This window comes from Pantoea sp. 1B4, assembly GCF_016925765.1.
Taxonomy (GTDB): Bacteria; Pseudomonadota; Gammaproteobacteria; order Enterobacterales; family Enterobacteriaceae; genus Pantoea; species Pantoea agglomerans.
Map to the genome: position 1 here is coordinate 64,935 of NZ_JAEUWZ010000003.1, position 24,911 is coordinate 89,845.

A 24,911-nucleotide genomic window follows, 5' to 3' on the forward strand; every position below is an offset into this window, starting at 1 on the left:
CGTGGTGCTGGACACCGTGGCACCGGAGGCGGCCGTGGCGGCGCTGATGGACGCCCAGGGTGAGGTGCAGGGCGAAGTTGCCAGCGGCGGGGTAACCGACGACCGCGCGCCGGTGCTGAAGGGCACGGCGGAAGCGGGCGCGACGGTGACGGTATATCTGGACAACAGCAGCACGCCGGCAGGCAGCACGGTGGCGGACGCGGACGGCAACTGGACACTGGCGCTGGGCACGCTGACGGACGGGGAGCACAGCTGGCAGGTGAAGGTGACGGACGCGGCGGGGAACGAAACCCGCGGCGAGCGCGCGATCTTCAGGCTGGACAGCAGCAGCGTGGAGCTGAGCATTGACCAGGCGAACGACGATGCGGGAAGCATCACCGGCGCGGTACTGAACGGCGGCCTGACCGACGACAGCACGCCGGAGCTGCAGGGCACGGCGGCGGCGGGCGCGGTGGTGACCATCAGCGACCAATCGGGCGCGGTGCTGGGCAGCAGCACGGCAAACAGCAGCGGCGTATGGACGTTCGCGGTGGCGGAGCTGGCAGACGGTGAGCACGTCTTTACGGCATCGGTAACCAACGCAGCGGGCAACAGCAGCGAGGCGAAATTTACCCTGAATGTGGATACCACACCGCCAGAACCAGTGATCATCCAGTCATTACAGGATGACGTGGGTACATTGCAGTTCACCTCACCAGTGGCAGGTAATGTCATTGACGATCCGGCGCCGACCTTTACCGGCAAGGCGGAAAAAGGCTCGCTGGTTACGCTTTATGACAATGGCATCCTGCTTGCGACAGTGACGGCAGATGCACTGGGTGAGTGGAGCTATACGCCGACCACTAACCTGCTGGAAGGGACACACGGTATTACGGCGACGGCAACGGATGCTGCAGGTAACGTCAGTGAAATCAGCAGTAGCTGGGATTTTATTATCGATATCACAGCGCCTAATGTTGGGATTTCAGGAAACTCAGAGGAGTCACTGAGCGGTGTTACTGAGCCTGGCGTTGTGGTTGTCATTGTCGATAAGAACGGCACGGAATATAGCGTAGTAGCCGATCAGCAGGGTAAGTGGGTGATAGCACCTAACCCAATCTCAGCTGGCGAGTCAGGAGAGATCTACGCTATCGATCCAGCAGGGAGCAAGGGCGATACAGTGGCCTTCCAGGGATCTGCACTGGCTACGTATAGCTTGCTGAATGAAAGTATGCAGGTGAACACTACCACCACTGGAGACCAGCTTAACCCGTCGACGACCCGGCTGGCGGACGGCCGCATCGTGGTGACGTGGCAGGGCGCAGGTGTCTCCGGCACCGAAGTTTACATGCAGCTCTTTGAGGCCGACGGTATACGTAAAATCGGCACCGAGCAGCAGGTGAACCAGCGTACGGCCAACAATCAGGACAGTCCGCAGGTGATCGCGCTCACCGACGGCGGCTTTCTGATTGTCTACGAGTCCAACGTTAACGGACTGGACAACAGCGGCGACGGCGTGATGGCGCGCCGCTACGGCGCCGACGGCCAGGCGGTGACCGACGAGTTCCAGGTGAACACCACCTACAGCGGTGCGCAGAACCGTCCGGGTGCGATGGCAACCGCCGACGGCGGCTACATCATCAGCTGGGAAGACCAGGGCACAGGCATCGTGCAGCGCAGCTACGGGGCGGATAACCAGCCGGTGACGGGTGAAGTGACGGTGGCAACCGGCAAGGGCATGGGCAGCTCCGGCGGGCCGGAAATGGCGGCCTTTACCGATGCGGCGCACGGCGGCATGTACGTGACCGTGTGGAACGCCACCAGCGGTCCGGGTGATACCAGCGGCAGCGGGGTTGTCGGGCAGATTTTTGCCGCAGACGGTACGCCACTGGGGGGGTAACTTCCAGGTGAACACCACCACGGACAGCTCCCAGAACTATCCGGACGTTATCACCCTGAACGACGGCAGCATCGTGGTGTTCTGGGACAGCAGCGACAGCGGCACCAGCGGCTCTGACATCCGCGCAGTGCACTACCGCGTGGATGCCGCCACCGGAACGCTGACGCTGGTCGGCAGCGGTGACTTCATCGTCAACAGCTACACCAGCGGCAAGCAGTATAAGCCGGTCGGCGTGGCGCTGGATGATGGCGGCTACCTGCTTATCTGGGGCTCCGAAGGCGGCGACGGGGATGGCTCGGCCATCTACGCACAGCGCTTTGATGCGAACGATAACAGGGTGGGACGCGAGTTCCTGGTGAACACCACCACGAGCGGCAACCAGGGTACCGGTGGCGACTCGGTGGATGCAACGCACATCTTTGACGCCGTGCTGACCGCGGACGGCAGCGTATACGTGACGTGGCAGTCGGACAACGTGGACGGCTCGGGAACCGGCATTGAAGGTATCGTGATTGACGTGGATGCGGCGTTCTACTCCGAGTACACGGTGAACACCACCACCACGGGAGCGCAGACGGTCTCGTCGGTAGCCAGCCTGCCGGACGGCGGCGCCATCGTGGTGTGGCAGTCGGCGAGCGGAGACGGCGCCGGCAGCTGCGTCAAGGGTCAGCTGCTGGATGCGAAAGGCCAGCCGGTCGGGGCGGAGTTCACGGTGAACACCACCACGGCGGGCGACCAGATCACGCCGCAGGTTACGGTCCTGACGAACGGCCATATCGAAGTGGTGTGGAGCACGGATTCCGGTGCGCATATCAAGGGTCAGGGTTATACCTACAGCTATGACGGTGCGGGTAACGTAAATGGTCTGGTGGCTGATGGCACAGAGTTCAGCGTTAACACCGGTACCACGGCAAGTAAACTGACTGAACCCGCCATTACCTCGCTGGAAGATGGCGGCTATCTGGTTGTATGGCAGGCAAGCCTGAACGGTAACTGGGCGATTTACAGCCGCCAGTATGATGCAAACGGCACGCCGGTCACGCCGGAGACTGTACTGATTACGACTTCGCTGAGCGTAAACGGCGTGCTGGGCTTTGGCGCTGACTGGGAGCCGCTGCCGTCTGTTACGTTACTGAAAAATGGCCAGGTCGCTATCGCCTATACCGTTAAAGGTACCGGGTATGACGCAGGCGTGTCGATCTACGATCCTTCACTGCATGAGGTAACCGGCAGCTTCGTAGCGAACCAGACCCTGACTAATAATCAGGCGTCACCTGCAGTAAGCGCGCTGGATAACGGCAACTACGTGGTGACCTGGGACTCTAACGATACCAGCGGACCGGATCAGAACGGTTACAGCGTCTGGGGCCGCATCTATGCGGCAGACGGTACGGCGCTGACCAGCGAGTTCCTGATCAACACGGCAACAGCAGGCGATCAACATCTGGCGAAAGTCGTGAGCCGTCCTGATGGCAGTTTCGTTGCACTCTTTATGTCTGCAACAGATACGGCACCGGGTGCAGGTACCAGCGGCATCTACGCGCAGTACTTTGATGCAGCAGGTAACAAAGTGGGCCAGCAGATGCAGATCCATCAGCTGACCTATGGCGAGCAGGTTGAAGTCGATGCGACCTTCCTTGCGGGCGGTCAGCTTTACGTGACCTGGACTGACAAAGGTGTGGGTGACGGCGAAGGCTCGGCGATTAAAGGACGCGTTGTGGATCTGGTTGAAACGCTGGGACTGGAGCAAATGACGCCGGACAACAACGATCCGACGACCATTGACTATCAGCCTGCGACGACACCAGCGTCGAGCGACACCGATGTACTGCCGCCGAACGTGGGCCTCTCTACCAATACTAAGGAGACTCTGGGTGGCCAGACCGAAGCAGGCGCTACTGTTATCGTGACGAATGCGGCTGGAACGGTTTACTCCACGGTGGCAGATGCTGAGGGTGTATGGAGTATTGTACCTAACCCACTCAGTGTCGGTGAAAACGGAACGCTCTCGGCTATTGACGCGGCAGGTAACCAGAGCCAGCCAGTATTGATCTCCGGAGCCGCACTGAGTGCTTACGATCTGCTGAATGAAAGCGCGCAGGTGAATACCACTACCACAGGCGATCAGCTCAACCCGTCGGTCACCCGGCTGGCGGACGGCCGCATCGTGGTGACGTGGCAGGGTGACGGCACCTCCGGCACCGAGGTTTACATGCAGCTGTACGAGGCAGACGGTGTGCATAAAATCGGCACCGAGCAGCAGGTGAACCAGCGCACGGCCAACAATCAGGACAGCCCGCAGGTGATCGCGCTGACCGACGGCGGCTTTCTGATTGTCTACGAGTCCAACGTTAACGGACTGGACAACAGCGGCGACGGCGTGATGGCGCGCCGCTACGGCGCCGACGGCCAGGCGGTGACCGACGAGTTCCAGGTGAACACCACCTACAGCGGTGCACAGAACCGTCCGGGTGCGATGGCAACCGCCGACAGCGGCTACATCATCAGCTGGGAAGACCAGGGCACAGGCATCGTGCAGCGCAGCTACGGGGCGGATAACCAGCCGGTGACGGGCGAAGTGACGGTGGCAACCGGCAAGGGCATGGGCAGCTCAGGCGGTCCGGAAATGGCGGCCTTTACCGATGCGGCGCACGGCGGCATGTACGTGACCGTGTGGAACGCCACCAGCGGTCCGGGTGACACCAGCGGCAGCGGGGTTGTCGGGCAGATTTTTGCCGCAGACGGCACGCCACTGGGGGGGGAACTTCCAGGTGAACACCACCACGGACAGCTCTCAGAACTATCCGGACGTTATCACCCTGAACGACGGCAGCATCGTGGTGTTCTGGGACAGCAGCGACAGCGGCACCAGCGGCTCTGACATCCGCGCAGTGCACTACCGCGTGGATGCCGCCACCGGAACGCTGACGCTGGTCGGCAGCGGTGACTTCATCGTCAACAGCTACACCAGCGGCAAGCAGTATAAGCCGGTCGGCGTGGCGCTGGATGATGGCGGCTACCTGCTTATCTGGGGCTCCGAAGGCGGCGACGGGGATGGCTCGGCCATCTACGCACAGCGCTTTGATGCGAACGATAACAGGGTGGGACGCGAGTTCCTGGTGAACACCACCACGAGCGGCAACCAGGGTACCGGTGGCGACTCGGTGGATGCAACGCACATCTTTGACGCCGTGCTGACCGCGGACGGCAGCGTATACGTGACGTGGCAGTCGGACAACGTGGACGGTTCGGGAACCGGCATTGAAGGTATCGTGATTGACGTGGATGCGGCGTTCTACTCCGAGTACACGGTGAACACCACCACCACGGGAGCGCAGACGGTCTCGTCGGTAGCCAGCCTGCCGGACGGCGGCGCCATCGTGGTGTGGCAGTCGGCGAGCGGAGACGGCGCCGGCAGCTGCGTCAAGGGTCAGCTGCTGGATGCGAAAGGTCAGCCGGTCGGGGCGGAGTTCACGGTGAACACCACCACGGCGGGCGACCAGATCACGCCGCAGGTTACGGTCCTGACGAACGGCCATATCGAAGTGGTGTGGAGCACGGATTCCGGTGCGCATATCAAGGGTCAGGGTTATACCTACAGCTACGACGGTGCGGGTAACGTGAACGGCGTCGTGACTAATGGCGCAGAGTACAATGTGGACTCCAGCACCGCCGCCAGCAAAATGCGCGTTCCGGTGATCACTTCGCTGGAAGACGGCGGTTATCTGGTGGTTTGGGAAGCGAGCCTGAACGGCAACTGGACGGTTTATGGCCGTCAGTATGACGCAAACGGCACGCCGGTCACGGCGGAGACCGTGCTGGCAACCACGACCCTGAACGCAAATGCCATCATTCCTGAATGGGAGCCGTTGCCATCTGTTACAACGCTGGAAAATGGCCAGGTTGCGATTACTTATGCGATTAAAGCCACCGGATATGATGTTGGTGTGTCAGTTTATGATCCGTCAACGCATGCTGTAACAGGCAGCTTCGTAGCGAACCAGACCCTGACTAACAATCAGGCGTCATCCGCAGTCAGTGCGCTGCAAAACGGTAACTACGTGGTGACCTGGGACTCTAACGATACCAGCGGACCGGATCAGAATGGTTACAGCGTCTGGGGCCGCATCTACGCGGCAGACGGTACGGCGCTGACCAGCGAATTCCTGATCAACACCACGACGGCTGGCGATCAGCACATGGCGAGGGTGGTCAGTCAGGCTGACGGCAGCTTTATTGCCGTTTTCCTGTCAACAACCGACATCGCGCCGGGTGCAGGTACCAGCGGTATCTACGCACAGTACTTTGATGCTGCGGGTAATAAAGTGGGTCAGCAGATCCAGATCAACCAGCTGACCTATGGTGAGCAGGTTGAAGTCGATGCGACCTTCCTGGCGGGCGGTCAGCTCTACGTGACCTGGACCGATCAGGGCGTGGGCGACGGCGATGGCTCAGCAATAAAAGGCCGCTTAGTTGATCTGAACGAGACACTGGGACTGACGTCTGAAACGGGATCGACGCATATTGAGTATCAACCTGCTCAGTACGATCTTAATGGCACTTCAGGTAATGATGTACTGGATGCACGCGGCGCGAATTCCGTCGATGCAAAAGAGGGCGATGATACTATCGTCATTAACAGTACTCATTTTAGCAGTGTGAAAGGAGGAGAAGGTCACGATACGCTGGTCTGGGATTCTAATAACGATTTAGAACTCGGAACGGTATCAGGAAAAATTAGTGGAATTGAAGCTATCCATCTGGGTAATAACACGGCGCAGACATTATTTATCAGCGTCAGCGATGTGCTCGAAATTACTAAAGATAATGGTAGTGAAGCGAACACATTACATATTACGGGAGGTGTGGGAAGTTCAAACAATAGTAATGCAACTGATACCGTTAATATTGGAAAATCAGAATGGACGGCTTCAGCCGCACAAACTGAAAATGGCGTTAATTATGACGTCTATACCAATAATGATGACACCACTGTCAAGCTGTTAATCCAGCATGGCTTAAACGTTATCTGATAGAACTGGCGATGACTTCGGTCATCGCCAGCTTTTTTCACATCAAACTCACCTGATGGGCCTGTTTAAGGCAGGCCCATCAGGTGAGCCCCAGATCTGATTGCACAGATGAAAAAAATAAATAAATACATGTGAGCAGCATGTAAAACCTAAATATTTATTTTTAGCAGAATTAACGTTGCCATATGACATGTCGGGCGGTTAAAACAGTTCCGGTCGCAGGATTGAATTAGCGACAGAGAAAATTAGCCATCCCACTTTATTTGTTATTTTGAGTTAACTATGAAAAAAAACTTGTTTACTACAAAATCCAGATGTTCGCTGCATGGTTTAATTGCGGGATTGCTATTTTTTAATCCCCTGTTAAATGCCCATGCAACGGACTTTATTGAAATGATTCGTATGACAGCCGACCATCCATCGGTAAAGTCTGCTTTATCAAACAGCACCGGTGCTATGTATGATATCGATCAGGCAAAAGCCGCTGATGGTTTTCAGGTCAGCACGGGTATCAGCGCATCAGGATATTCAGGTCAACCCGGTTATGAGAATAATCCGGTCTCCCCGCATATCACTGTAAGTAAATTACTTTACGATCACGGACGTACTGATGCGAGCGTTGCCGGAAAGCAGGCTGCTTATTCCATGCAGCAGGCTCAGGTAAATGTCACGCGCGAAAATCTCAACGAGCAGGTGCTTTCTCTTTTTTACCTCTGCAGCCACTAATGCCACAGTGGTCGCTGTGCTGGATAAAGAAATTAAAGCACTGCAGGATCTGCTTAATCGGGTAAAGAATATTGCCAGTATTGATAGCGGCAGAGCTTCTGAGATCAATCAGGTTGCGACTCGCCTCAATTCGGTGATTGCCAGTCGTGAAATGAGCTACACCACCTATATACAGGCGCAGCAGCAACTCAGCTCGCTGCTGAACCACGAGATTGTTATCACCAGAGGCCTGCCCGATCTGAAAAAAGCGGGTCTGTTGCCCGCGTCACTGGCACAGGCACAACAGGTACTGAAAGAAAATCCCAACTGGGCGGTCTCACGCGAGCGTAAAGAGGAAGCGAGAGCCGCAGTGGATCTGGCCTCTAAGTGGAACAGGCCGAAATGGAGTGTGCAACTGAGTATGGACAGTCCAAAGCGCAACGGTGAAATGGAACCGTTTAAAGCGGTGACGTTACAGGTGAGCAGCGATATCAATCTTTGGGATGGTGGGGCTGGCAGGGCAAATGCCAAAGCTGAAACTCAGCGACTCATTGCTGCAGAGGCGGATCAGGATGCAACACTCCGGACATTGAAACAGCAGCTGGATCAGCTGTGGGTCTCCTTACCGCTTCGTGAACGCCAGCTCAATGCATTACAGAGACAGTCAGAAACCGCGTTGAAAACCTGGAAAGCGGGGGGAAGTGCAGTTCTTCGCGGGGCAGCGCCCGTTAACGGATTTAATCTCGTTTGCTACCGACTATTACTCCAGTCTCGCAAGTTATCAGGAGCAGCAGATGCAGTATCTGGCTGCGCAATGGAACATCGTTGCGGCACTGGGTAAAACCAGCCAACTGGTGCAGAAGGTTAACGCTTTACCAGCGAATACCATCGAAGCGGTGCACTAATCACGCTGACGTAAAAAACGAGTATTTCTGGCCGCTGTCATGCTTTGCCGCCAGACCAGAATGAATTAGTTGTCCAGGGGACGCCATTGTGACTGATATACAATTTGAGCCTGCTGGCTCTGAACTGAATGCTGAAAACAGAGTGTTATCCAGATCGCCATCAGATACGCAGGAGACTTTGCTGGTTGCACTGCAAAGCGCACTGCGCCTGTTTGACGTCCGGCTTACGCTAAATGCTTTACGTGTGGGTATGCCTGCATTTCCACCAGACGCTGATATCAGCGCCCAGAATGACTGGGCATTGCGCACGCTGCAGAGCCGCGGCATGAGTGCTGCCTGGCAGAAGATTGACCTGACGGATGTGAAAAGCTTTGTTCTCCCCGCCATCATGCGTCTGGAAGCGGGCTATTGCGTGCTGACACAGTGTAGCGAAAAGAAGTGCGCCATTATCGATCCCGCACTGGGCAGCCAGCCTGTTGAGGTCGATTTCGCTCGCCTGGCTCAGCACTATAGCGGCGAGTTGCTGCTGCTGCGACCTAAGTCTTATCTTGATCATCGTGCCGATGACATTGTCCATGTCGGTAAAGGGCACTGGTTCTGGAATACTTTGTGGGGATTCAAACGTTATATCTTTGAAGCCGCCGCATTGTCAGTCGTTATTAACCTGCTCGTTCTGGCGATGTCCGTATTCACCATGACGGTTTATAACCGGGTACTGCCTAACCAGACCTACGTAACACTCTGGACGATGGCTATCGGCGTGAGTCTGGCGTTGTTGTTTGAACTGGCTGCACGGCTGGGTCGGGCCTGGATTACCGATCGCGCCGGTAAAAAAGATCGATCTGGTGTTGGGCGCACAACTTTTTCGTCACGTGCTGAACGGCAAAATGTCGGGTCGAGCCCAATCCAGCGGTGCATTTGGCAATGTCATGCAAAGCTTTGACAGCGTCCGCGAGCTTACTACGTCAGCCGCTTTAACGACGGTTGCTGACTTACCCTTTGTTTTACTCTTCCTGGTTGTAATCCATCTGGTTGCCGGGCCACTGGTCTGGTGTGTGATCCTGATATTAGTGGTCATCGTGGCGATGGTGCTGCTGATGCAGATCCCTTTGAAACGCCACGCTGAAGAGTCAATGAAAATAGGCAGTAATCGTTACGGTCTGGTTATTGAATCACTGGATAATCTTGAAACCATCAAAGTTCTGCGTGCTGAAAACCTGGTCGCCTCTAAACACGATGTTGCCAGCGTAAAACTCTCTACAGTGAATATGAAATCGCGGTTCCTTGCCACTATGGGCTCAAGCGTTATTCAGACGACCCAGCAGTTTGGTACCGTTATTCTGCTGGTCTGGGGTGCTTATCTGGTCGGTGATGGTGATATCTCAATGGGAGGCATCATTGCCACTATGACCCTGATGGGGCGCGCCATAATGCCCATAGCAACGCTTGCCGCGCTGGGATTGCGTATTCAGCAGGCAAAAACCTCGCTGGCCATCCTCAATAAAGTGATGCAGGCCCCTGCTGAACGCGATAATGAGAAGGTTTATGTGCAGCTTCCCCAGGGCAGCCAGACCGGGATTGTCTGTCAGGGCGTTTCATTACGTTATAAAGACGATTTACCGGCCATCGTTGAGCAGCTAGATGTCCGGTTCTGTCAGGGCGAGCGGGTTGCCATACTGGGTAAAATGGGCAGCGGTAAATCTTCGCTGCTGCGCATGCTGGTTGGGCTATATCCACCCACAACAGGCACGATCACCATTGCTGGCGTAGATATAGGCCAGGTCGAGCCGGTGGAATTACGGACTCGTATCGCGCTGGTCAATCAGGAACCACGTTTTATGTATGGTTCGCTGCGTGACAACCTGGTGATGGGAGCACCCTATGCCAGCGACGAAGAACTAATGGCCGCTGCAAAAATGACCGGGGTGAGTGATATTGTCGCGGCCCATCCCATGGGCTTTGGTATGCCTGTCAGTGAGCGTGGTGAAAACTTTTCCGGTGGACAAAAGCAGGCGATAGCCCTGGCTCGCGCCATTCTGTCGAATCCGGATGTTCTGCTACTGGACGAACCTACATCGGGGATGGATATGGGGTCGGAACGCACTATCCTGCAGGCGCTCATCCCGGCAATGGAAGGCCGAACCGTGATTATCGTGACCCACCGTCCGGCAGTGCTGAAATACGTTGATCGGGTGATTGTGATGGATGAAGGCATCAAAGTAGCTGATGGGCCGCGTGAAGAGATTATCGGTTTATTAAACAGCGGGAAGATCCCGGCCGCATCGGTGCTGCGTAACGCAGCGAAACATGCTGGCGTTGAGATAAGCACAGAGCGTCAGCCACAATCTGGCGAGGTAACAGTATGAGCAGCCTGTCCCCTGATAAAAACGTTGATCAAAAGCGCCTGACCGAACATACAGCCAGTGACATGGTGAGGGCCGCCCGTCAGGATCGCTGGGAAGGCTGGCTATTTATTGCCTGGGGCAGCGTGGCGTTAATGGTGCTGGTAATCGTCTGGGCCGCCAATTTCAACATCGAAGAGGTGACAACCGGGTCAGCCAAAATTGTTCCCAGTTCCCGCGAACAGGTTTTGCAAAGCCTTGAGGGCGGTATTTTGCAGGAGTTAATGGTGCATGAAGGCGATACGGTTGAAAAAGGTCAGGTTGTGGCCAAAATCGATCCCACGCGCGCCGAAGCCTCCTTCCGCGAAAGCGCTAACCGCCTGCTGGCACTGAAAGCCCAGGCCGCGCGTCTTGAAGCAGAAGCGACCGGCAGCGAGCTTGTGTTCCCGCCAGAGGTCATGAAAGTACCTGAACTGGTTACCCGTGAAACCGATGCCTGGAAACTACGTAAAAGGGCGGTAAATGAGTCAATTGAAGGCTATCTGAAGTCAAAAACATTGCTGCAGAAAGAGCTTGAAATGGCGCGACAGCTCTCAGCCAGATCGCTGCTGTCAAAAACTGAGGTTCTGAAACTTGAGCGTCAGATGAATGATGCCGAATTGCAAATTACCGAGCGAAAAAACCGCTACCGTAACGAGGCTAACGATGAACTGTCCAAAGTCGATGTTGAGATGACAAGCCTGCAGGAAACTGCCCATGGCCGCCATGATACGCTTGAGCGTACTGAAGTCCGCACGCCAGTACGAGGCATTGTTAACAGTATTAAAATCAATACGCTTGGCGGTGTGATCCAGCCTGGTGCCGCAATAATGGAGGTGACACCATTGGATGACCAGCTGCTGGTGGAAACCCGTATCCGGCCCTCTGATGTGGCCTTTCTGGCACCCGGTCAGGAAGCTGTGGTAAAAATTTCTGCCTATGACTATTCGATTTATGGCGGCCTGACCGGACATGTTCAAAGTATCAGTTCGGGCGCGCTAAAAGATGAGGAGAGTAAAGCTGCCCGCAGGCCAGGCGTCGATGATACTTATTACCGGGTAATGGTATTAACGGAAAATAATACGCTGACGAAAAGCGGCAGTCAGGAACTACGGGTGATTCCCGGTATGACGGCCACCGTTGATATTCGTACGGGCGAGAAGAGCCTGCTGCAATATCTGTTGCGTCCTCTGTTGCGCGTACAGGAAGCGTTTCGCGAAAAGTAAAACCTGCCCTGAATGTAAAAAAAGCCAGCGCTATAGCTGGCTTTTTTTACACAGAAGTCCGGAATTATTTCAGAATGAAGAGCCGATCAACATCGATTTCGCTATGCCCGTCATCGCGATCTACCTCACCCGTTATCCGTACCTTTTTACCAATAAGGAAGCCGTCGTCGTCTTCGTCATCCTCGTCGACATCAATACGGATACGACCCGTTGAGTCCTGTAACCAGTAGTGGTCATCGTCAGCCCGTCCACTAATCGTACCGGTAAGGGTAACATGACGTTCGTCTCGCATGTTTTTTGCTTCTGCGATGGTGGACTCCTGCCGTGCGAAAGCGGATCCTGAGCAGATCAAGGCCAGTAGCATCCATAATGTTTTTTTCATTAACACCTCCTGTATACGAGCGCTTGCTGCACGCTGATTCTAAAAACTAAAACGGTAGCCAGCATTAACCTGACGTTGGTTAAAACGTTTTCCGTCTACCATATCTGCCTCCAGGAAGAGCGTATGGCTGCTGATTTGGGCACTCAGGCCGACGCCGTTATTCCAGCCATTTCCTTTAAAGGAAAGACGTTCATTTGATCCGTTCAGAGCATAAGCAGCATCCCCGGCATACTCGCGCATTACACCCGTTTTTACATAGGTGTTGAGTTTGTAATTGCTCTGATTGATTTCATACCCTGCCAGCACGCTTGCCCGGCTCATCAGTGATTTGTAGCTTGAAAGTGTGATATTGAGACCATTAGACGCACCTACGGAAGCACCATCCTGATGACCTGCTGTCAGCTGTAGTTGCGGTTCAAGATAAAAACCTGCCAGCCGATCAGAGAAGCTGAACTTTTTGCCCGCCTCAAGCGATCCGCTCAGACCTGAAGAGACACCGTTACCGGATACCTGGTTATTCTGTGTATCGTGAACATTGAACTGATTCCTCAGCCGATTGACTTTCACAACGCCATCAACATAGAAACCGGCATCATTTACCCAGGTGGTGTAGAAGCCATAATGCTCAGAACGGATGTTGCCGTTACCATTTTGGTAATGAGGCGATCCTTCAGTTACCCCCATGAACAGGCCCAGATAGATCGGAATTTCATCGGACAAACGTTTATCGACCCCAAACTGATAACCGGTGTAGTTCAGGCTGAAACGGCTCAGCTTGCCATTATCAAAGCCGCTGAACCGTCCATCTATAGCGCGCAGCCAGACATTTCCGGCTGTCTTCCCCTGACGAACATCACCCATACGCTGCATCAGCGTCTGCATTTCGGCATAGTTCATCAGATAGCCAGTGTTGAGGAAGTTAGCCCCTGCGTTGGCCGTGCTGGTAATGGGGGGAAGTTGCGTTGTCTTGCCCGGCAGGCGCCGTGCCACCGTTATCGGCTGGAGTCGCGGCAGGCTCATTAGCAGGAGTCGCGGCAGGTTCATTAGCAGGAGTCGCGGCAGGCTCATCCGCAGGGATAACGGCCGGATCATCTGCTTCAGGGGTTTCTGGTGCTTTAGGTGAGGAGAGTACCCAGTTGTTGCCTTGCTTATTGACCGAGTAAACATAGCCACCAAGTTCCACGTCGGCGTTGCCTTTAAAGGTGGCGATGCCATCAGTCGTTTCAACCACAGTCAGTACTTCGTTGCCAGTGGTGACGGCACTGCCGCGGTTCTGTATGGTCAGACCGTAATCACCGGAACTACTCTCTGTCACCACAACTTTATCGCCAATGTTATTCACGCCAGCACCATCGCCTGCCAGATTGGTTCGCAAGGCGAAGTCGCCGCTGCCGCTGAGGTTGGCGATAGTCAATGTTGAATAGGTTGCGTCATCCGAGGCTGCAGAGAGGTCAACCAGCGAGTTACTCAATGTCAGATTATCGACATTGGATGTTCGCGATACATTCCAGGTGCTGTCGGTCAGATTAACGTTCAGATGGCCATTATTGACGTTATCGCTGCTGGCGCTGCCAGACCAGAGTGAACCTGATGTCAGATTGAGGTCGATGAGTCCGGCCCGGGATAAAACGCTACCAACGATCTGCGCTTTTCCGTCGGTGGTGATGACACCTGCTGTATAACCTTCATCATATCGCGTAGCCATGGCTATCCCATCCGGGGAGCCCATATCAATGGTCAAATCACCCGTAAGATTCGCTTTACCACCAGCCATGGCGTAGACACCTGTAGCATTCTCCGGGCCGGTAATGGTCACTGCATCACCGTTAACTGTGCCACCGCTTGTGGACCAAATACCCAGGGTCATGGTATCCACATTTTTCATCATAATATCGGTGTTCTGCAGATTAATGGTTGCGCCGGTTGACTGTGCGGATACGCCATAAAAACCTGCTGAATAGACCGTATTGCGTTCTTCTTCACTGCCAATGAAGTTAACGATGGCATTGTCGCCCATAGCCACAATGCCGCCAGTCTGATCAGAGGAGATCACGCTACCGGCACCAATGTTTGACAGGCTGTTGTCACGGCCTGACAGACCTGCAGAGGTCTCACCCGCAGTACTGATTGTCAGATGATCGGCCTTCAGCTCACCCCAGCTCCAGATGCCAGCAGAAAGATCCCCAGTGGTAATAATGGTCGAGTTGCTGCCCAGATCAACCGAACCATTATCCTGGATATTAATACCCTGCGAATTATTGCCAAGGGTGTTGATCGTCAATGCATTTGCTTTCAACGTGGCCACGCCATTAATCGACTCACCGGTCAGGTTATCAACCTGAACGGCATTACTGTTAAGACCATTCGTCTGTAAATTACTGTCGTCGCCCAGACTGGCGTGACTTCCGTAACCGCTGACGCGCAGAGCCGTTCCGCCAGTGCCCTGGGTGCTTATTTGCAGGTTGTTTGCCTGCAGCGAGGAACTATTGCTGACAACGACGCCCTCTGCGAAAGAATCACCTGATGCTACCGTGGTGACCGAGGAACCTGATCCTAAACTGGCGGTTACATTTTTTCCGCCGAACTCAATGCCGACCGCTGTTTTACCGGAAACGTTGAGGGTTAACTTATCTGCAGTAAATTCACTGTTTGCCGCTTCAATAAAAATCCCTTTTGCATAACGTTCAGCATCTGTCACGCGAACTGTGCTGCCGCTGCCGATGGTAACCGTTGCGGCAGTAGCGCCATTAACCAGGATGCCATAATAACCGTCGCCAGATGACTGGTCGGCAATCAGCGTGGTGCCATCAGTTAAGATGATCTCATTGCCTGTCTGGCTTCCGATGACTGCAGCATAGCTAATCAGAGGCACAACCCCCATCCCACTTGCCAGCATTAATGCTTTTGCGATTTTATTTCGCGGGAATTTATTATTCATCTCAGTCACTCTTCCTTAAGATTTTATTGATAGTCTGATCGTTAAATGGCACCTGAATCATGAGTTGTTATTCAGGTGTTAAGCAGCAGCGATATTTAAGCGATACCAATAAGTTGTAGGTTTTATTGATCCCATTAATGGCAGTGCGCATACAAATGTTGCGGGATTATGCAGCGGGAAAAGGATTTATGTAAAGGCATCGCAAGTGTGCCTGTTTTAAGTAAACGTTAAAGACGATGCCCTATTCGCGAGGAATTTCCATTGAAAATTAAGATAATGCATCGATTGTAATAATGGGTTTTTTGTTAATTATCGTCACATGCATTCTAATTTTGGCTTTATTCATTTTAATCACTGCATTAAAGGTCTGTCTGCTTATGTGTCGCGTAAGGTTGTTAAGCGCGGGTTTAGTGGCAGCACGCTATAATTATGTATCGCTACCCATAGTGGTGAGTGCAGAGTGGACGGCAGAATGGAAAAATGATGATTGTCACCCCTGAGGTTAACATGTGGCAGGAGAAAGGAGGATTACTGATAAAGTCGTTGTTGTGCTATCAGATTTAATCACACCACTGGAGGGTAAATGCTTAATTCACAAAAATAAGGTTAAGAGAGGTTTTATGTTCGTCACAAACAGGTTAGCAGGAGTTTCACTGATGTTACTGGCTTCACTACTTATCGCCTGCACACCGCACAGCAAGGAACCGCAGCGTTTAACAATGCGTAATCCAGCCAGTGAATATTGCGTTAATCGCGGTGGTCAGCAGGTCCAGGAAAAATCTTCGGCAGGTATAACAACCTATTGCCTGCTACCCTCTGGAGAAAGGATTGAGCAGTGGGCTCTGTATCATCGTGACCATCTGAAATGAATTCCCGTTTTGTTCGCCTGCATGCTCCCTGTTCGGGCGAACAACATTTAAATTTAATGGTATTGCATCATCTGAATCTGCTTAATACACCCTTGCTTAACGACTGAGCAGCTTTTTTTATCACCCTGACACGATTTGCCGTTCCGGGATCGGTGCTGGTGGAGCATGAGCTAAATTGGCAGCATATCGCCTGAACAGATAATCATTATCGTAGTCGTGTGAGTCCGGAAGGCATTATTAGTACGAGCTTTCTCTGAATATGACAGACGAAGCCAGTTTTGACGTCATATTTAAAACGGTTTACAGTGGCCTGGCAGGTTTGTCTTACTATTTCTTACAGCGCTTTATGTCGTGCGTTTGTTGAGAATGACAGAGCATCACAGCACTAAAGGTGATGCTCTGATTTATCTGTTCATCGATTCTGCCCGACGGAGATCAAAATGCATCGCGCCAGGATTATCAGGAATTGATGATCTGCAGGGTGATCAGCCCTCAGCAGATAATGGGTTATGAGTGATCCTGCCCTCCTTTTTTCGCCTCAGCACACCAGTCTCCATACTTCTGAAGGAACTTCACTGTAGGTTTCATTCATTATTAGTTCGGCTTTACGATGATCGTAAGCGCCTTCAAATGAAGAGAGGTCGTCACCAGGAAGTTTTTTCCGCATATAGCTTGTTACGATATCCAGAATATCGGTTGACGGGCAGTTCCTTAACTTATTCAGATAGTAGACTTTGTCCATAATATTCTTGCTGCTTTAACCTGTGAAATGAGCTTATACGCAGTCTGAACTTAATTTATGCAGACGCGCCGTTATATCAATGCTGCCAGGCGAGAGTAAGCTTCTCCTGACAACAGATATACTTGTTTCCTTACGCATCGGATACATTCGGGCGCGATCACTCGCACGCGAAGTTCCATTAGCCGGCTAAGCGAAAGGTTAATTTCTGAAAGTAAATTTTAATGGCATGATACATTAATTTAATATCTTCATTGATTTTGCTGATCTTCCCCAATCCCATAACAAATTGAACAGAAAAGCATAGGTCAGAAAAAATAGCACCAGTCCGGATTCAAGTCTCAATGCTGAGAATAGCGTAATATCCAGCCACCATGCTGCAAAGGGGATTAACACTAATAACAGACCCGCCTCAAACAGAACGGCATGGAGGCATCTCACTCGCAAGTTCTTTTTAAATCCTGTTTTTAGCTGAACACTGTCAAACATCAGGTTGAAAAGGTAGTTCCATCCCATAGCCAGAGTTGATGAAACCAATGTAAGCAACAACGACTGCGATGGTGCTGCGGAGGTAAAAATAATCAGGATAAAGAAAACCAGCACATTAGCGACAACTTCGAATACCACCGCGTGCAGCACTCTCTCAGTTCTGGTACGCACCGGATATAAACACTTTTCCAAATCATACGCTCATTAATTAGTCAGGCACCGAACTGGCGCAGGAAAAATTCAGGGTGGCCGTAATATCAGTGAAACGGTTCTTCATACTGCCCTGTTTTAAACCGACGAGAACTTAGCATCAACCCGGCAGAAAGTGAAACCCAATAGGAATATGACGATAAAAACCCATTAAGTTTTGATATTGATCAACTCTGCAAAGTACGCTTTTAATGGCTAACCGTTCAGGACTGCGAGTGTTATTCCTGCTCTGTTTCCGCACCTCTGTCGCACATTAATTCACCCGTTTCACTTCGCTGTTTGTTCAGTCGGATACGATATTAACGTCATTACTCTGCATCTGAATATTAAAACCATAAAAAATGCATATATAGATTTATATTTTAATATTTAGATAATAGTTAGATTTTTTATCTGACATAAAGGGGCGGTTTCAGCTTGTCACTGCGATCAGATTATCTGTGGCAGGCTGTTTTTTTATGCACTTTTGAGCCAGTGAGCCACTTTCCCGGGCACTGTCTCGCGCGGGAAATAGTGCTGAATGCAATGATCGACGGCAGGTAAAGCATATTTCTTTACCGGTGGATATGACACAACGGGCAATCTTTACAGACAGTTTTCTGCCGTATAAATGATGAAATCCACTTTTCCGTTAATGTAGATATCGGGTCTCTCTCCCTGCTCCAGATAATTCAGCATCAGCTGCAGCGCGAGCTGGGCATGCTGCCGGGTGTTTTGATCCAGTGTCAGCGCAACGCTCTGCTGCGCCATCAGCGTGCGGGTGGTGGCGTAAAGCTCATGAGTGATCCATATGCACTGATTCAGCCGACGATGTCGTGCCAGCGCCTGCCCGATCTCGGTATTCCCCAGCCCGGTGTTATAAATGCCCTGCAGATGACCGCTCTGAACCAGCTGCTTCTCCAGCAACTTACTGAGGGTGTCGCGATTTTCCTGGGCGGCCAGAACTTCACGTAACTGAAGATGGGGAAACCGACTGGTTATCAGGTCACGAAACCCTTCAATACGCTGACGATGCGCGCTGTAATCCCGGTGCCCACTGACCATCAACACCTCACCGGGTTGATGCAGCATTTTGCCCATCAGCTGAGCGGCTGTACGTCCGGCCTGCAACTGATTGATCCCCACATGACAGAGCCGGGCGGCACCGGGTAAATCGGTGACCAGCGAGATCACCGGTACGCCACGTGCCTGGCAATGGTCCAGCGCCTCATAGATCGCCGGATGTTCATGGGCAAAAACGATCAGACCATCCCGCGTTTCACCGCCCTGCCTGATAAGCTTTGCCAGACGTTCTGGCTGAGCCTCGGGGACAAAAGTGCGGCGCAGCGTTAACCGGCGATAGCCCAGATGCGAGGCAACCTCAGTAAAATCCTGTGCCAGCTGCTTAAAGAAAAATGAATCGTTGCTGCTCAGCAGCAGTTCTATCTGCCACGGATGACGATGCTCCTCCGGCAGGATCCGCTTCAGCCCCACTTCACGTGCTGCCTGCAGCACCCTGTGAACCGTCTCCGGCGCGACGCCGCCACGTTCATTGAGCACCCGATCCACGGTTGCCAGTCCCACACCTGCCCGTCGGGCGACCTCTTTCAGCGACATGCCGATCTCCTGTGAGGTAAACACCTCAAAACACCGTGCCGCCAGTGTAAAACGCAGCGTTATCCTGCAGATGCATCTTTCTGCCGGACTATGATGGAGTTCAAAAAATGAATAAAAAGCAACGTGTTGCCCTGCTGGGGTGTGGCTTTATTGGTGAAGTTCATGCCGCGAATCTTCAGGCGCACCCCGGAGTTGAGTTGGTATGGGTCGCGGATGCAGATCCCGCGCGCGCCGCCGCCTTTGCGACCCGCTTTGGTGCCCGGGCCGCGTCTGTCACCGAGGCGATAAATGATGAGCAGATTGATATGGTGCTGATCGCCAGCGCGACGCCGACCCATGCTGACTTACTGGAAGCCGCAGCCCGCGCCGGTAAAGCCATCTACTGTGAAAAACCGGTCGATCTCTCTCTTGAGCGGGCCCGCTCTGCCGTGGCTAATGTTCTCCCCTACAACGTGCCGGTCACAGTAGGGTTTAATCGCCGTTTTGATGTCAGCCATCAGCAGCTGAAGCAACAACTCCGCCAGGGGCGGATCGGCCCGGCGGAACTGATTCAGATGGTCTGCCGCTCCTCAGCCATGCCGCCGCTGGCCTATCTTCAGGCGTCCGGAGGACAGATGCGCGATCAGGCTATCCACTTTTTTGACCTGTTGCGCTGGCTGACTGAAGAGGAGGTGACCGAGGTGGCAGCGATGGGTGCAGCGCTGGCTCTGCCCTCGATCAGCGAATTTGACGACGTGGACACCAGCACGCTGCTATTGCGGCTGCAGGGCGGGGCGCTGGCACAGCTCGATAATGTCCGCCGCACCGGCTATGGCTACGATGAACGCATCAGTGTGATGGGACCGCACGGGATGCTGGAATCAGCCTCTCAGCCACAGCGCGGCGTCAGCTGCTATCAGGGTGCGCAGATTCAGCAGCCAGGCTTGTTGCCCGACTGGTTCAGCCGGGTGCAGCCAACTTACTATGCTCATCTGGATGCGTTTATCCGATCGCTGAACGGTGAGCAGGTTGACGATCTTCCTGGCCTTGAGGATGGACTGAAAGCCCAGGCGATTGCGGAAGCTGCGGTGATCTCCCTGGCGGAACGGCGTTTCTGTGCGGTGGAAAAACTACCGTTCTGATTCAGCGTGGCACCCTGGCAAAAAATAATTTTATTTTTATCGAATAGAAACCGGCGCTGAGCTGTTTACCGTACAGCGCCGCGCTAGCGGACTGCATCCGGCGGGCTTTATCGCCTGTCTCATAGACCCGATAAGGATAAATTATGACAACGCGTTCTGGTTTTTCTCTGCTTGCCGTTCCGGCACTGCTGCTGATGCTGCACTCTCCGCTGAGTATGGCGATGGGCGACAATGACAGTGATAAAAAGACGCCTGACTGCCCCAAAGGTCAGGTCTATGACAGTCACACTAAAAGTTGTGTGCCTGAGAAGACCAGCAAGCTGAGTGACGACGATAAAACCCGCTATGCCTGGCATCTGGCGAAAAAGGGCGAATATCAGGCGGCGCTGAACCTGCTGGATACGCTGAAAAATCAGGATACCCGTGAAGCCTGGAGCTATCGTGGTTACGCCACCCGTAAACTGGGCCGCACGGACGAGGGCATTGGCTATTATCAGCGCGCCATTGCACTTGATCCCCGTTACGCTAAAGTGCGTGAATATCTGGGCGAAGCCTGGATGATCAAAGGGCGTCCGGATCTGGCGCGTGAACAGTTAAAAACCATTGCCGGGATTTGTGGCACAGACTGCGAGGAGTACCGCGATCTGCAGGCCGCAATCAATGGTCACCCCGAGGTCTGATGCGGCAGGGAGGAGCGAAAAATCACTCACAGTGACATCCGTCAGCACCTTGCGGAACATCTGACGCGGCTCTGGCGTTACGGCTATGTGCTGTCACACAACCGTGACATGGCAGAAGAGCTGGTGCAGTCAACCTGCGTACGCGCGCTGGAACGCAGCGCGCAGTTCACGCCGGGCACACGCATTGATCGATGGCTTTTTTCGATCCTTCACTCCATCTGGGCCAGTGATTTACGGGCGCGAAAGGTCCGGCAGGGACAGGGATTCGTGGATCCCGATGCGCTGCTGGCCGCAGACAACCATACCAACAGCGACGACAACCGCCATTTCCAGCGCATTATGCTACAGGTTAACGCCTTACCCGAGGCGCAGCGTAATGCACTGTTTCTGGTGTATGTCGAAGGTCTGACCTATCAGGAGGCGGCAGAGACGCTCTCGGTTCCCATTGGCACTATTATGAGCCGTCTGGCCGCCGCACGTGCCACGCTGGCCAGACAGCCGGCGACCTCGCCCGCACCGCAGGAGAAACGGAGATGAACAGGGAAACTTTTACGCCACCGTGGCGCGATGAGGCAATCGTTGCCTGGCTGGATGGTGAGATGACGCCACAGGAAGCCGTGCAGTTTGAGCAGGCGATGGCAGGGGATCCCGAACTGGCGGCACGGGTTGAGCATTTACAGCACAGTAATCTCGATTTTGAACAGGCTTTTGCGCCGCTGCTGGAACAGGCACCGCAGGCCAGAATGGCACAGCAACTGGCAGCCATCACGGCACCAGAGTCAATGCCAGCCAAAGGCTACAGCCGTCGGGCACTGATTGCTGCGTCTGTCAGCTTTATGCTGGTGGGCAGTGGCATCGGTTTCCTGGCAAGACCGGAAGATGATGAGAAAGATGAAAGCCAGAATATCCGCGATCTGGAGGCGCGTTATATGTCGCTCTACAGTGCTGAAACGCTGGCCGATACGCCTGATGACGCCGCCATGCTGCAAAGGGGGCTGGACCGTACCCGACTCGATTTAGGATTGCAGCTGCATCCTCAGCAACTCAGCCTGCCAGGGGCTGAACTGAAAATGGTGCGGATCCTGCGCTACGAACGGACGTCGATTGCACAAATCGCCTGGCTGCATGCTGATTATGGCCCGATGGCGCTCTGTATCTCGCCTGAGCCGGACAGCGCGAATCCCATCGCCCATGAAAAGCGCCATGGCATGCAACTGGCCTGGTGGAAGCGTGACGGCTATCAATATGTGCTGATTGGCCGCAACCCACCGGCTCAACTGGCTGCCACAGCGGAAACATTGCAGACAGCACTCAGTTAATCGGACCCTTCAGCGGTTACCGCTACAGCGGCTTTCTGCCCTGCGCGGCAATGGCCAGCGCAATGTTGACGCGATCATCAACCACCCCGACCAGCCGATCCATTCCGAAGGCTGAGCGGGAGATGGCGGTGGAGGCATGTAGCGCCAGCGAACCTGAAGCCGGATCAATTGTCTTTCCGCTGTCCAGCGAGGCCAGCATCACGACTGGCCGGCTGACATTTTTAACCGTCAGCACACCAAAAATACGGTAATTGCCGCCACCCAGTGAGGCCACGCGACTACTGACAAAGTGAATGTTTGGGTAACGCTCTGCATCAAAAAACAGGTTACTTTTCAGTTGCCAGGTTAACAGGCTGTTCGAGGCCACCAGCGTCCCTACCGGAATAGTCACTTCAATACGATCGTCACGGTCTTCATCAGGGTTGAGTGTCACCGTGCCGCTCACACCCTGCAGTCTGGCCTGCGAAAATTGGTGACCAAAGGCGCGCCATGAAAGGCCTATCGACGTTTTATCGGGGGGTAATGGCATAGGTTACCGGCGCGGCGTAAAGCACCGGGCTGAGCAGGGCTAACAGAGTGCATAAACAGGCGGCACGCATCATCACTATTTTCTCTTTTTTTAGGCAGACCCAACGTTAACGCCTGAAACCGCGATCCTATTCACTTTTTTTAGCACTGTTTTTACCTTACAGGCACAGATAATCTGACAGATATTAACTGACTGTCACCTGAGAATCACCAAAGTGTAATGATTATTGCAAGGGCAGAACATTAATAACGAAAAATATTAAGAATACATTAAGACGGCTTTATTAATCTGTGATTCATCCTGAGATGAGCGGAGCGCTATTTTTTTCGATGTGATACTGTGAGTAGCAGACTGAATTTAGCCCAGCAATTTCAGCGTGTTAATTTTTCTCTCCAGAAGTGACTTCATTCGGATGAGCTGAATCATGCTCTGGTGACTGACAGAGCCTGCTGATTTTAAACAAAATATCAATAAATCAAAAAGAGTTGAGGTCAGGGCTATTATTAGCCATTTAATAGTGAACTTTTTCTGAAATCCTTAACTTGCTCTCCCTTGATTTTATTTCAATTCACACTCTTCATTTAATGTTCAGTTAACTTTCATACGGTAGTTTGTATTAGCAGTCCGGTAACCTTAATTCCAGAACGGGAAAGCGTGGTGTCGATAACACCCTGGCCGACTGTGAGTCATTCGCTATTTCAATTATTTTCCGGCGTTGTGCCTGATTAACAACGCGCGACAGCTTATGGGTTTGATCTGCAGGAGTTTTAGCATGGATTTTTTGCCATTTTCCCGGCCTTCATTCGGTGATGAAGAGCTGGCTGCTGTTAAAGCGGTATTTGACTCTGGCTGGATAACGACCGGCGCAAAATGCGCCGAACTGGAGCAGGCCTTTGTTCAGATGACCGGCAACCAGCACGCCATTGCAGTAAGCTCTGCCACTGCCGGAATGCATGTCACGCTGATGGCGATGGGGATCGGGCCTGGCGATGAGGTGATCACGCCGTCCATGACCTGGGTCTCTACCCTGAATCTGATCACGCTTCTGGGTGCCACGCCGGTGATGATTGATGTGGATCCCGACAACCTGATGGTCACGCCGGACCGGATAGCGCAGGCGATTACGCCCCGCACCCGCGCGATTATTCCGGTGCATTACGCTGGTTCACCTGCCGATCTCGCGCCAATCTATCAACTGGCTGAGCAGCGTGGGATTGCCATCATTGAAGATGCGGCTCACGCGGTGGGCACCACTTATCACGAAAAGCTGGTCGGGCAGCGCGGTACGGCGATTTTCTCTTTCCACGCCATCAAGAATATCACCTGCGCGGAAGGGGGCCTGGTGGTGACCGATGACGCCACTCTCGCCGATCGTATACGCAGCCTGAAGTTTCATGGCCTGGCAGTAGATGCGTTTGATCGTCAGACCCAGGGGCGTCTGCCGCAGGCGGAAGTCATGATGCCGGGCTTTAAATACAATCTGCCCGATATCAGCGCGGCGATTGCGCTGGTGCAGTTACAGAAACTGCCGGGCTTTATTGCCCGCCGCCGTGAGATTGCTGAACGCTATCTTGAAGCGCTGCGCACGCTGCCGTTCACGCCGCTGTCACTGCCCGACTGGCCACATCAGCATGCGTGGCACCTGTTTATTATTCGCATTGATGAACAGCGCTGCGGTCTGTCGCGCGATGCCTTTATGCAGGCACTGAAGACGCGGGATATCGGCAGCGGATTGCATTTCCGTGCGGCGCATACCCATAAATATTACCGCGAGCACTATCCCGATTTACGTCTTCCCGCCAGTGAACTTAACAGCCAGCAGATGTGTTCGATTCCACTGTTTCCGTCAATGACGGATCAGGATGTCGAACGTGTGATTCAGGCTTTACATGACATTGCCGGAGCCTGAG

At 53.5% G+C, this 24,911-nt stretch carries 20 protein-coding genes and 1 pseudogene; 14 read left to right on the forward strand and 7 right to left on the reverse strand.

Annotated features, from left to right (window positions below; translation table 11 throughout):
• The first annotated feature begins 1 nt into the window (after position 1).
• The 8 genes from JNO11_RS20045 (at position 2) to JNO11_RS20080 (ending at position 12,129) form a co-directional block, all read left to right on the forward strand.
• A complete protein-coding gene (locus tag JNO11_RS20045) occupies positions 2-1,879 on the forward strand; it encodes an Ig-like domain-containing protein (protein WP_325177734.1) in 1,878 nt (625 codons plus the stop codon).
• A complete protein-coding gene (locus tag JNO11_RS20050) occupies positions 1,833-4,760 on the forward strand; it encodes an Ig-like domain-containing protein (protein WP_325177735.1) in 2,928 nt (975 codons plus the stop codon). The genes JNO11_RS20045 and JNO11_RS20050 overlap by 47 nt, the downstream gene beginning before the upstream one ends.
• Positions 4,651-6,912, forward strand: coding sequence for a hypothetical protein (locus tag JNO11_RS20055; RefSeq protein WP_325177736.1), 2,262 nt, complete (start codon positions 4,651-4,653; stop codon positions 6,910-6,912). The genes JNO11_RS20050 and JNO11_RS20055 overlap by 110 nt, the downstream gene beginning before the upstream one ends.
• A 282-nt stretch (positions 6,913-7,194) precedes the next feature.
• Positions 7,195-7,638, forward strand: a complete 444-nt coding sequence (locus tag JNO11_RS20060) for a TolC family protein (protein ID WP_325177737.1) — start codon at positions 7,195-7,197, stop codon at positions 7,636-7,638.
• A gap of 16 nt (positions 7,639-7,654) precedes the next feature.
• Positions 7,655-8,458 (forward strand): TolC family protein, encoded by an 804-nt coding sequence (locus JNO11_RS20065; RefSeq protein ID WP_325177738.1) that lies wholly within the window; start codon positions 7,655-7,657, stop codon positions 8,456-8,458.
• A gap of 206 nt (positions 8,459-8,664) precedes the next feature.
• Positions 8,665-9,465 carry a cysteine peptidase family C39 domain-containing protein gene (locus tag JNO11_RS20070; RefSeq protein ID WP_325177774.1) on the forward strand — a complete coding sequence of 267 codons (801 nt, stop codon included), beginning with the start codon at positions 8,665-8,667 and terminating at the stop codon, positions 9,463-9,465.
• Positions 9,410-10,888 (forward strand): ATP-binding cassette domain-containing protein, encoded by a 1,479-nt coding sequence (locus tag JNO11_RS20075; RefSeq protein ID WP_325177739.1) that lies wholly within the window; start codon positions 9,410-9,412, stop codon positions 10,886-10,888. Before JNO11_RS20070 ends, JNO11_RS20075 begins: the two co-directional genes overlap by 56 nt.
• The gene (locus JNO11_RS20080) at positions 10,885-12,129 is read left to right on the forward strand and encodes an HlyD family type I secretion periplasmic adaptor subunit (RefSeq protein WP_010257175.1); all 1,245 of its coding nucleotides are present in this window, start codon (positions 10,885-10,887) and stop codon (positions 12,127-12,129) included. The genes JNO11_RS20075 and JNO11_RS20080 overlap by 4 nt, the downstream gene beginning before the upstream one ends.
• Positions 12,130-12,193: 64 nt before the next feature.
• Here JNO11_RS20080 and JNO11_RS20085 read toward each other — a convergent pair whose 3' ends face one another.
• The 3 genes from JNO11_RS20085 to JNO11_RS20095 are packed head-to-tail and all read right to left on the reverse strand — an operon-like array spanning position 12,194 to position 15,392.
• Positions 12,194-12,511, reverse strand: coding sequence for a NirD/YgiW/YdeI family stress tolerance protein (locus JNO11_RS20085; RefSeq protein WP_033760000.1), 318 nt, complete (start codon positions 12,509-12,511; stop codon positions 12,194-12,196).
• A 39-nt stretch (positions 12,512-12,550) separates the two neighbouring features.
• Positions 12,551-13,531: an autotransporter outer membrane beta-barrel domain-containing protein gene (locus JNO11_RS20090; RefSeq protein WP_325177740.1), complete on the reverse strand. Its 981-nt coding sequence runs from the start codon at positions 13,529-13,531 to the stop codon at positions 12,551-12,553.
• Positions 13,431-15,392: a pertactin-like passenger domain-containing protein gene (locus tag JNO11_RS20095; RefSeq protein ID WP_325177741.1), complete on the reverse strand. Its 1,962-nt coding sequence runs from the start codon at positions 15,390-15,392 to the stop codon at positions 13,431-13,433. Before JNO11_RS20095 ends, JNO11_RS20090 begins: the two co-directional genes overlap by 101 nt.
• Positions 15,393-16,105: 713 nt before the next feature.
• Between JNO11_RS20095 and JNO11_RS20100 the strand changes: the two genes are divergently transcribed.
• Entirely contained in the window at positions 16,106-16,318 is a 213-nt protein-coding gene (locus JNO11_RS20100; protein WP_223566314.1) for a DUF333 domain-containing protein, read from the forward strand.
• 538 nt (positions 16,319-16,856) lie between these two features.
• Here the strand turns inward: JNO11_RS20100 and JNO11_RS20105 are convergent.
• From JNO11_RS20105 to JNO11_RS20115, 3 genes are all read right to left on the reverse strand, one after another.
• Positions 16,857-17,060 carry an Hha/YmoA family nucleoid-associated regulatory protein gene (locus JNO11_RS20105; RefSeq protein ID WP_010257166.1) on the reverse strand — a complete coding sequence of 68 codons (204 nt, stop codon included), beginning with the start codon at positions 17,058-17,060 and terminating at the stop codon, positions 16,857-16,859.
• A 234-nt stretch (positions 17,061-17,294) separates the two neighbouring features.
• Positions 17,295-17,738 (reverse strand): PACE efflux transporter, encoded by a 444-nt coding sequence (locus tag JNO11_RS20110; RefSeq protein ID WP_033744181.1) that lies wholly within the window; start codon positions 17,736-17,738, stop codon positions 17,295-17,297.
• Positions 17,739-18,341: 603 nt separating this feature from the next.
• Positions 18,342-19,352, reverse strand: a complete 1,011-nt coding sequence (locus tag JNO11_RS20115; protein ID WP_301250219.1) for a LacI family DNA-binding transcriptional regulator — start codon at positions 19,350-19,352, stop codon at positions 18,342-18,344.
• A gap of 107 nt (positions 19,353-19,459) precedes the next feature.
• Between JNO11_RS20115 and JNO11_RS20120 the strand changes: the two genes are divergently transcribed.
• The 4 genes from JNO11_RS20120 (at position 19,460) to JNO11_RS20135 (ending at position 22,472) form a co-directional block, all read left to right on the forward strand.
• A complete protein-coding gene (locus tag JNO11_RS20120) occupies positions 19,460-20,473 on the forward strand; it encodes a Gfo/Idh/MocA family oxidoreductase (RefSeq protein WP_033774157.1) in 1,014 nt (337 codons plus the stop codon).
• 143 nt (positions 20,474-20,616) lie between these two features.
• Positions 20,617-21,153 carry a tetratricopeptide repeat protein gene (locus JNO11_RS20125; protein WP_325177742.1) on the forward strand — a complete coding sequence of 179 codons (537 nt, stop codon included), beginning with the start codon at positions 20,617-20,619 and terminating at the stop codon, positions 21,151-21,153.
• A gap of 36 nt (positions 21,154-21,189) precedes the next feature.
• On the forward strand, positions 21,190-21,690 hold the full coding sequence (locus tag JNO11_RS20130; protein WP_080701328.1) for an RNA polymerase sigma factor: 501 nt from the start codon (positions 21,190-21,192) through the stop codon (positions 21,688-21,690).
• A complete protein-coding gene (locus JNO11_RS20135; protein WP_111534878.1) occupies positions 21,687-22,472 on the forward strand; it encodes a hypothetical protein in 786 nt (261 codons plus the stop codon). The genes JNO11_RS20130 and JNO11_RS20135 overlap by 4 nt, the downstream gene beginning before the upstream one ends.
• Before the next feature lie 22 nt (positions 22,473-22,494).
• Here JNO11_RS20135 and JNO11_RS20140 read toward each other — a convergent pair.
• Positions 22,495-23,074 (reverse strand): annotated as a pseudogene (locus JNO11_RS20140) (YceI family protein).
• Positions 23,075-23,773: 699 nt separating this feature from the next.
• Between JNO11_RS20140 and arnB the strand changes: the two are divergent.
• The gene (arnB, locus tag JNO11_RS20145; protein WP_325177743.1) at positions 23,774-24,910 is read left to right on the forward strand and encodes a UDP-4-amino-4-deoxy-L-arabinose aminotransferase; all 1,137 of its coding nucleotides are present in this window, start codon (positions 23,774-23,776) and stop codon (positions 24,908-24,910) included.
• The last annotated feature ends 1 nt before the right edge of the window (position 24,911 follow it).

What these genes read in the sequence shown, in the direction of transcription:
- JNO11_RS20060 (WP_325177737.1), top strand. Translation starts at nt 7,195, where the DNA reads ATGAAAAAAAACTTGTTTACTACAAAATCCAGATGTTCGCTGCATGGT.
- JNO11_RS20075 (WP_325177739.1), top strand. Translation starts at nt 9,410, where the DNA reads ATGTCGGGTCGAGCCCAATCCAGCGGTGCATTTGGCAATGTCATGCAA.
- JNO11_RS20080 (WP_010257175.1), top strand. Translation starts at nt 10,885, where the DNA reads ATGAGCAGCCTGTCCCCTGATAAAAACGTTGATCAAAAGCGCCTGACC.
- JNO11_RS20085 (WP_033760000.1), bottom strand. Translation starts at nt 12,511, where the DNA reads ATGAAAAAAACATTATGGATGCTACTGGCCTTGATCTGCTCAGGATCC.
- JNO11_RS20090 (WP_325177740.1), bottom strand. Translation starts at nt 13,531, where the DNA reads ATGAGCCTGCCGCGACTCCAGCCGATAACGGTGGCACGGCGCCTGCCG.
- JNO11_RS20095 (WP_325177741.1), bottom strand. Translation starts at nt 15,392, where the DNA reads ATGGGGGTTGTGCCTCTGATTAGCTATGCTGCAGTCATCGGAAGCCAG.
- JNO11_RS20100 (WP_223566314.1), top strand. Translation starts at nt 16,106, where the DNA reads ATGTTACTGGCTTCACTACTTATCGCCTGCACACCGCACAGCAAGGAA.
- JNO11_RS20105 (WP_010257166.1), bottom strand. Translation starts at nt 17,060, where the DNA reads ATGGACAAAGTCTACTATCTGAATAAGTTAAGGAACTGCCCGTCAACC.
- JNO11_RS20115 (WP_301250219.1), bottom strand. Translation starts at nt 19,352, where the DNA reads ATGTCGCTGAAAGAGGTCGCCCGACGGGCAGGTGTGGGACTGGCAACC.
- JNO11_RS20120 (WP_033774157.1), top strand. Translation starts at nt 19,460, where the DNA reads ATGAATAAAAAGCAACGTGTTGCCCTGCTGGGGTGTGGCTTTATTGGT.
- JNO11_RS20125 (WP_325177742.1), top strand. Translation starts at nt 20,617, where the DNA reads ATGACAACGCGTTCTGGTTTTTCTCTGCTTGCCGTTCCGGCACTGCTG.
- JNO11_RS20135 (WP_111534878.1), top strand. Translation starts at nt 21,687, where the DNA reads ATGAACAGGGAAACTTTTACGCCACCGTGGCGCGATGAGGCAATCGTT.
- arnB (WP_325177743.1), top strand. Translation starts at nt 23,774, where the DNA reads ATGGATTTTTTGCCATTTTCCCGGCCTTCATTCGGTGATGAAGAGCTG.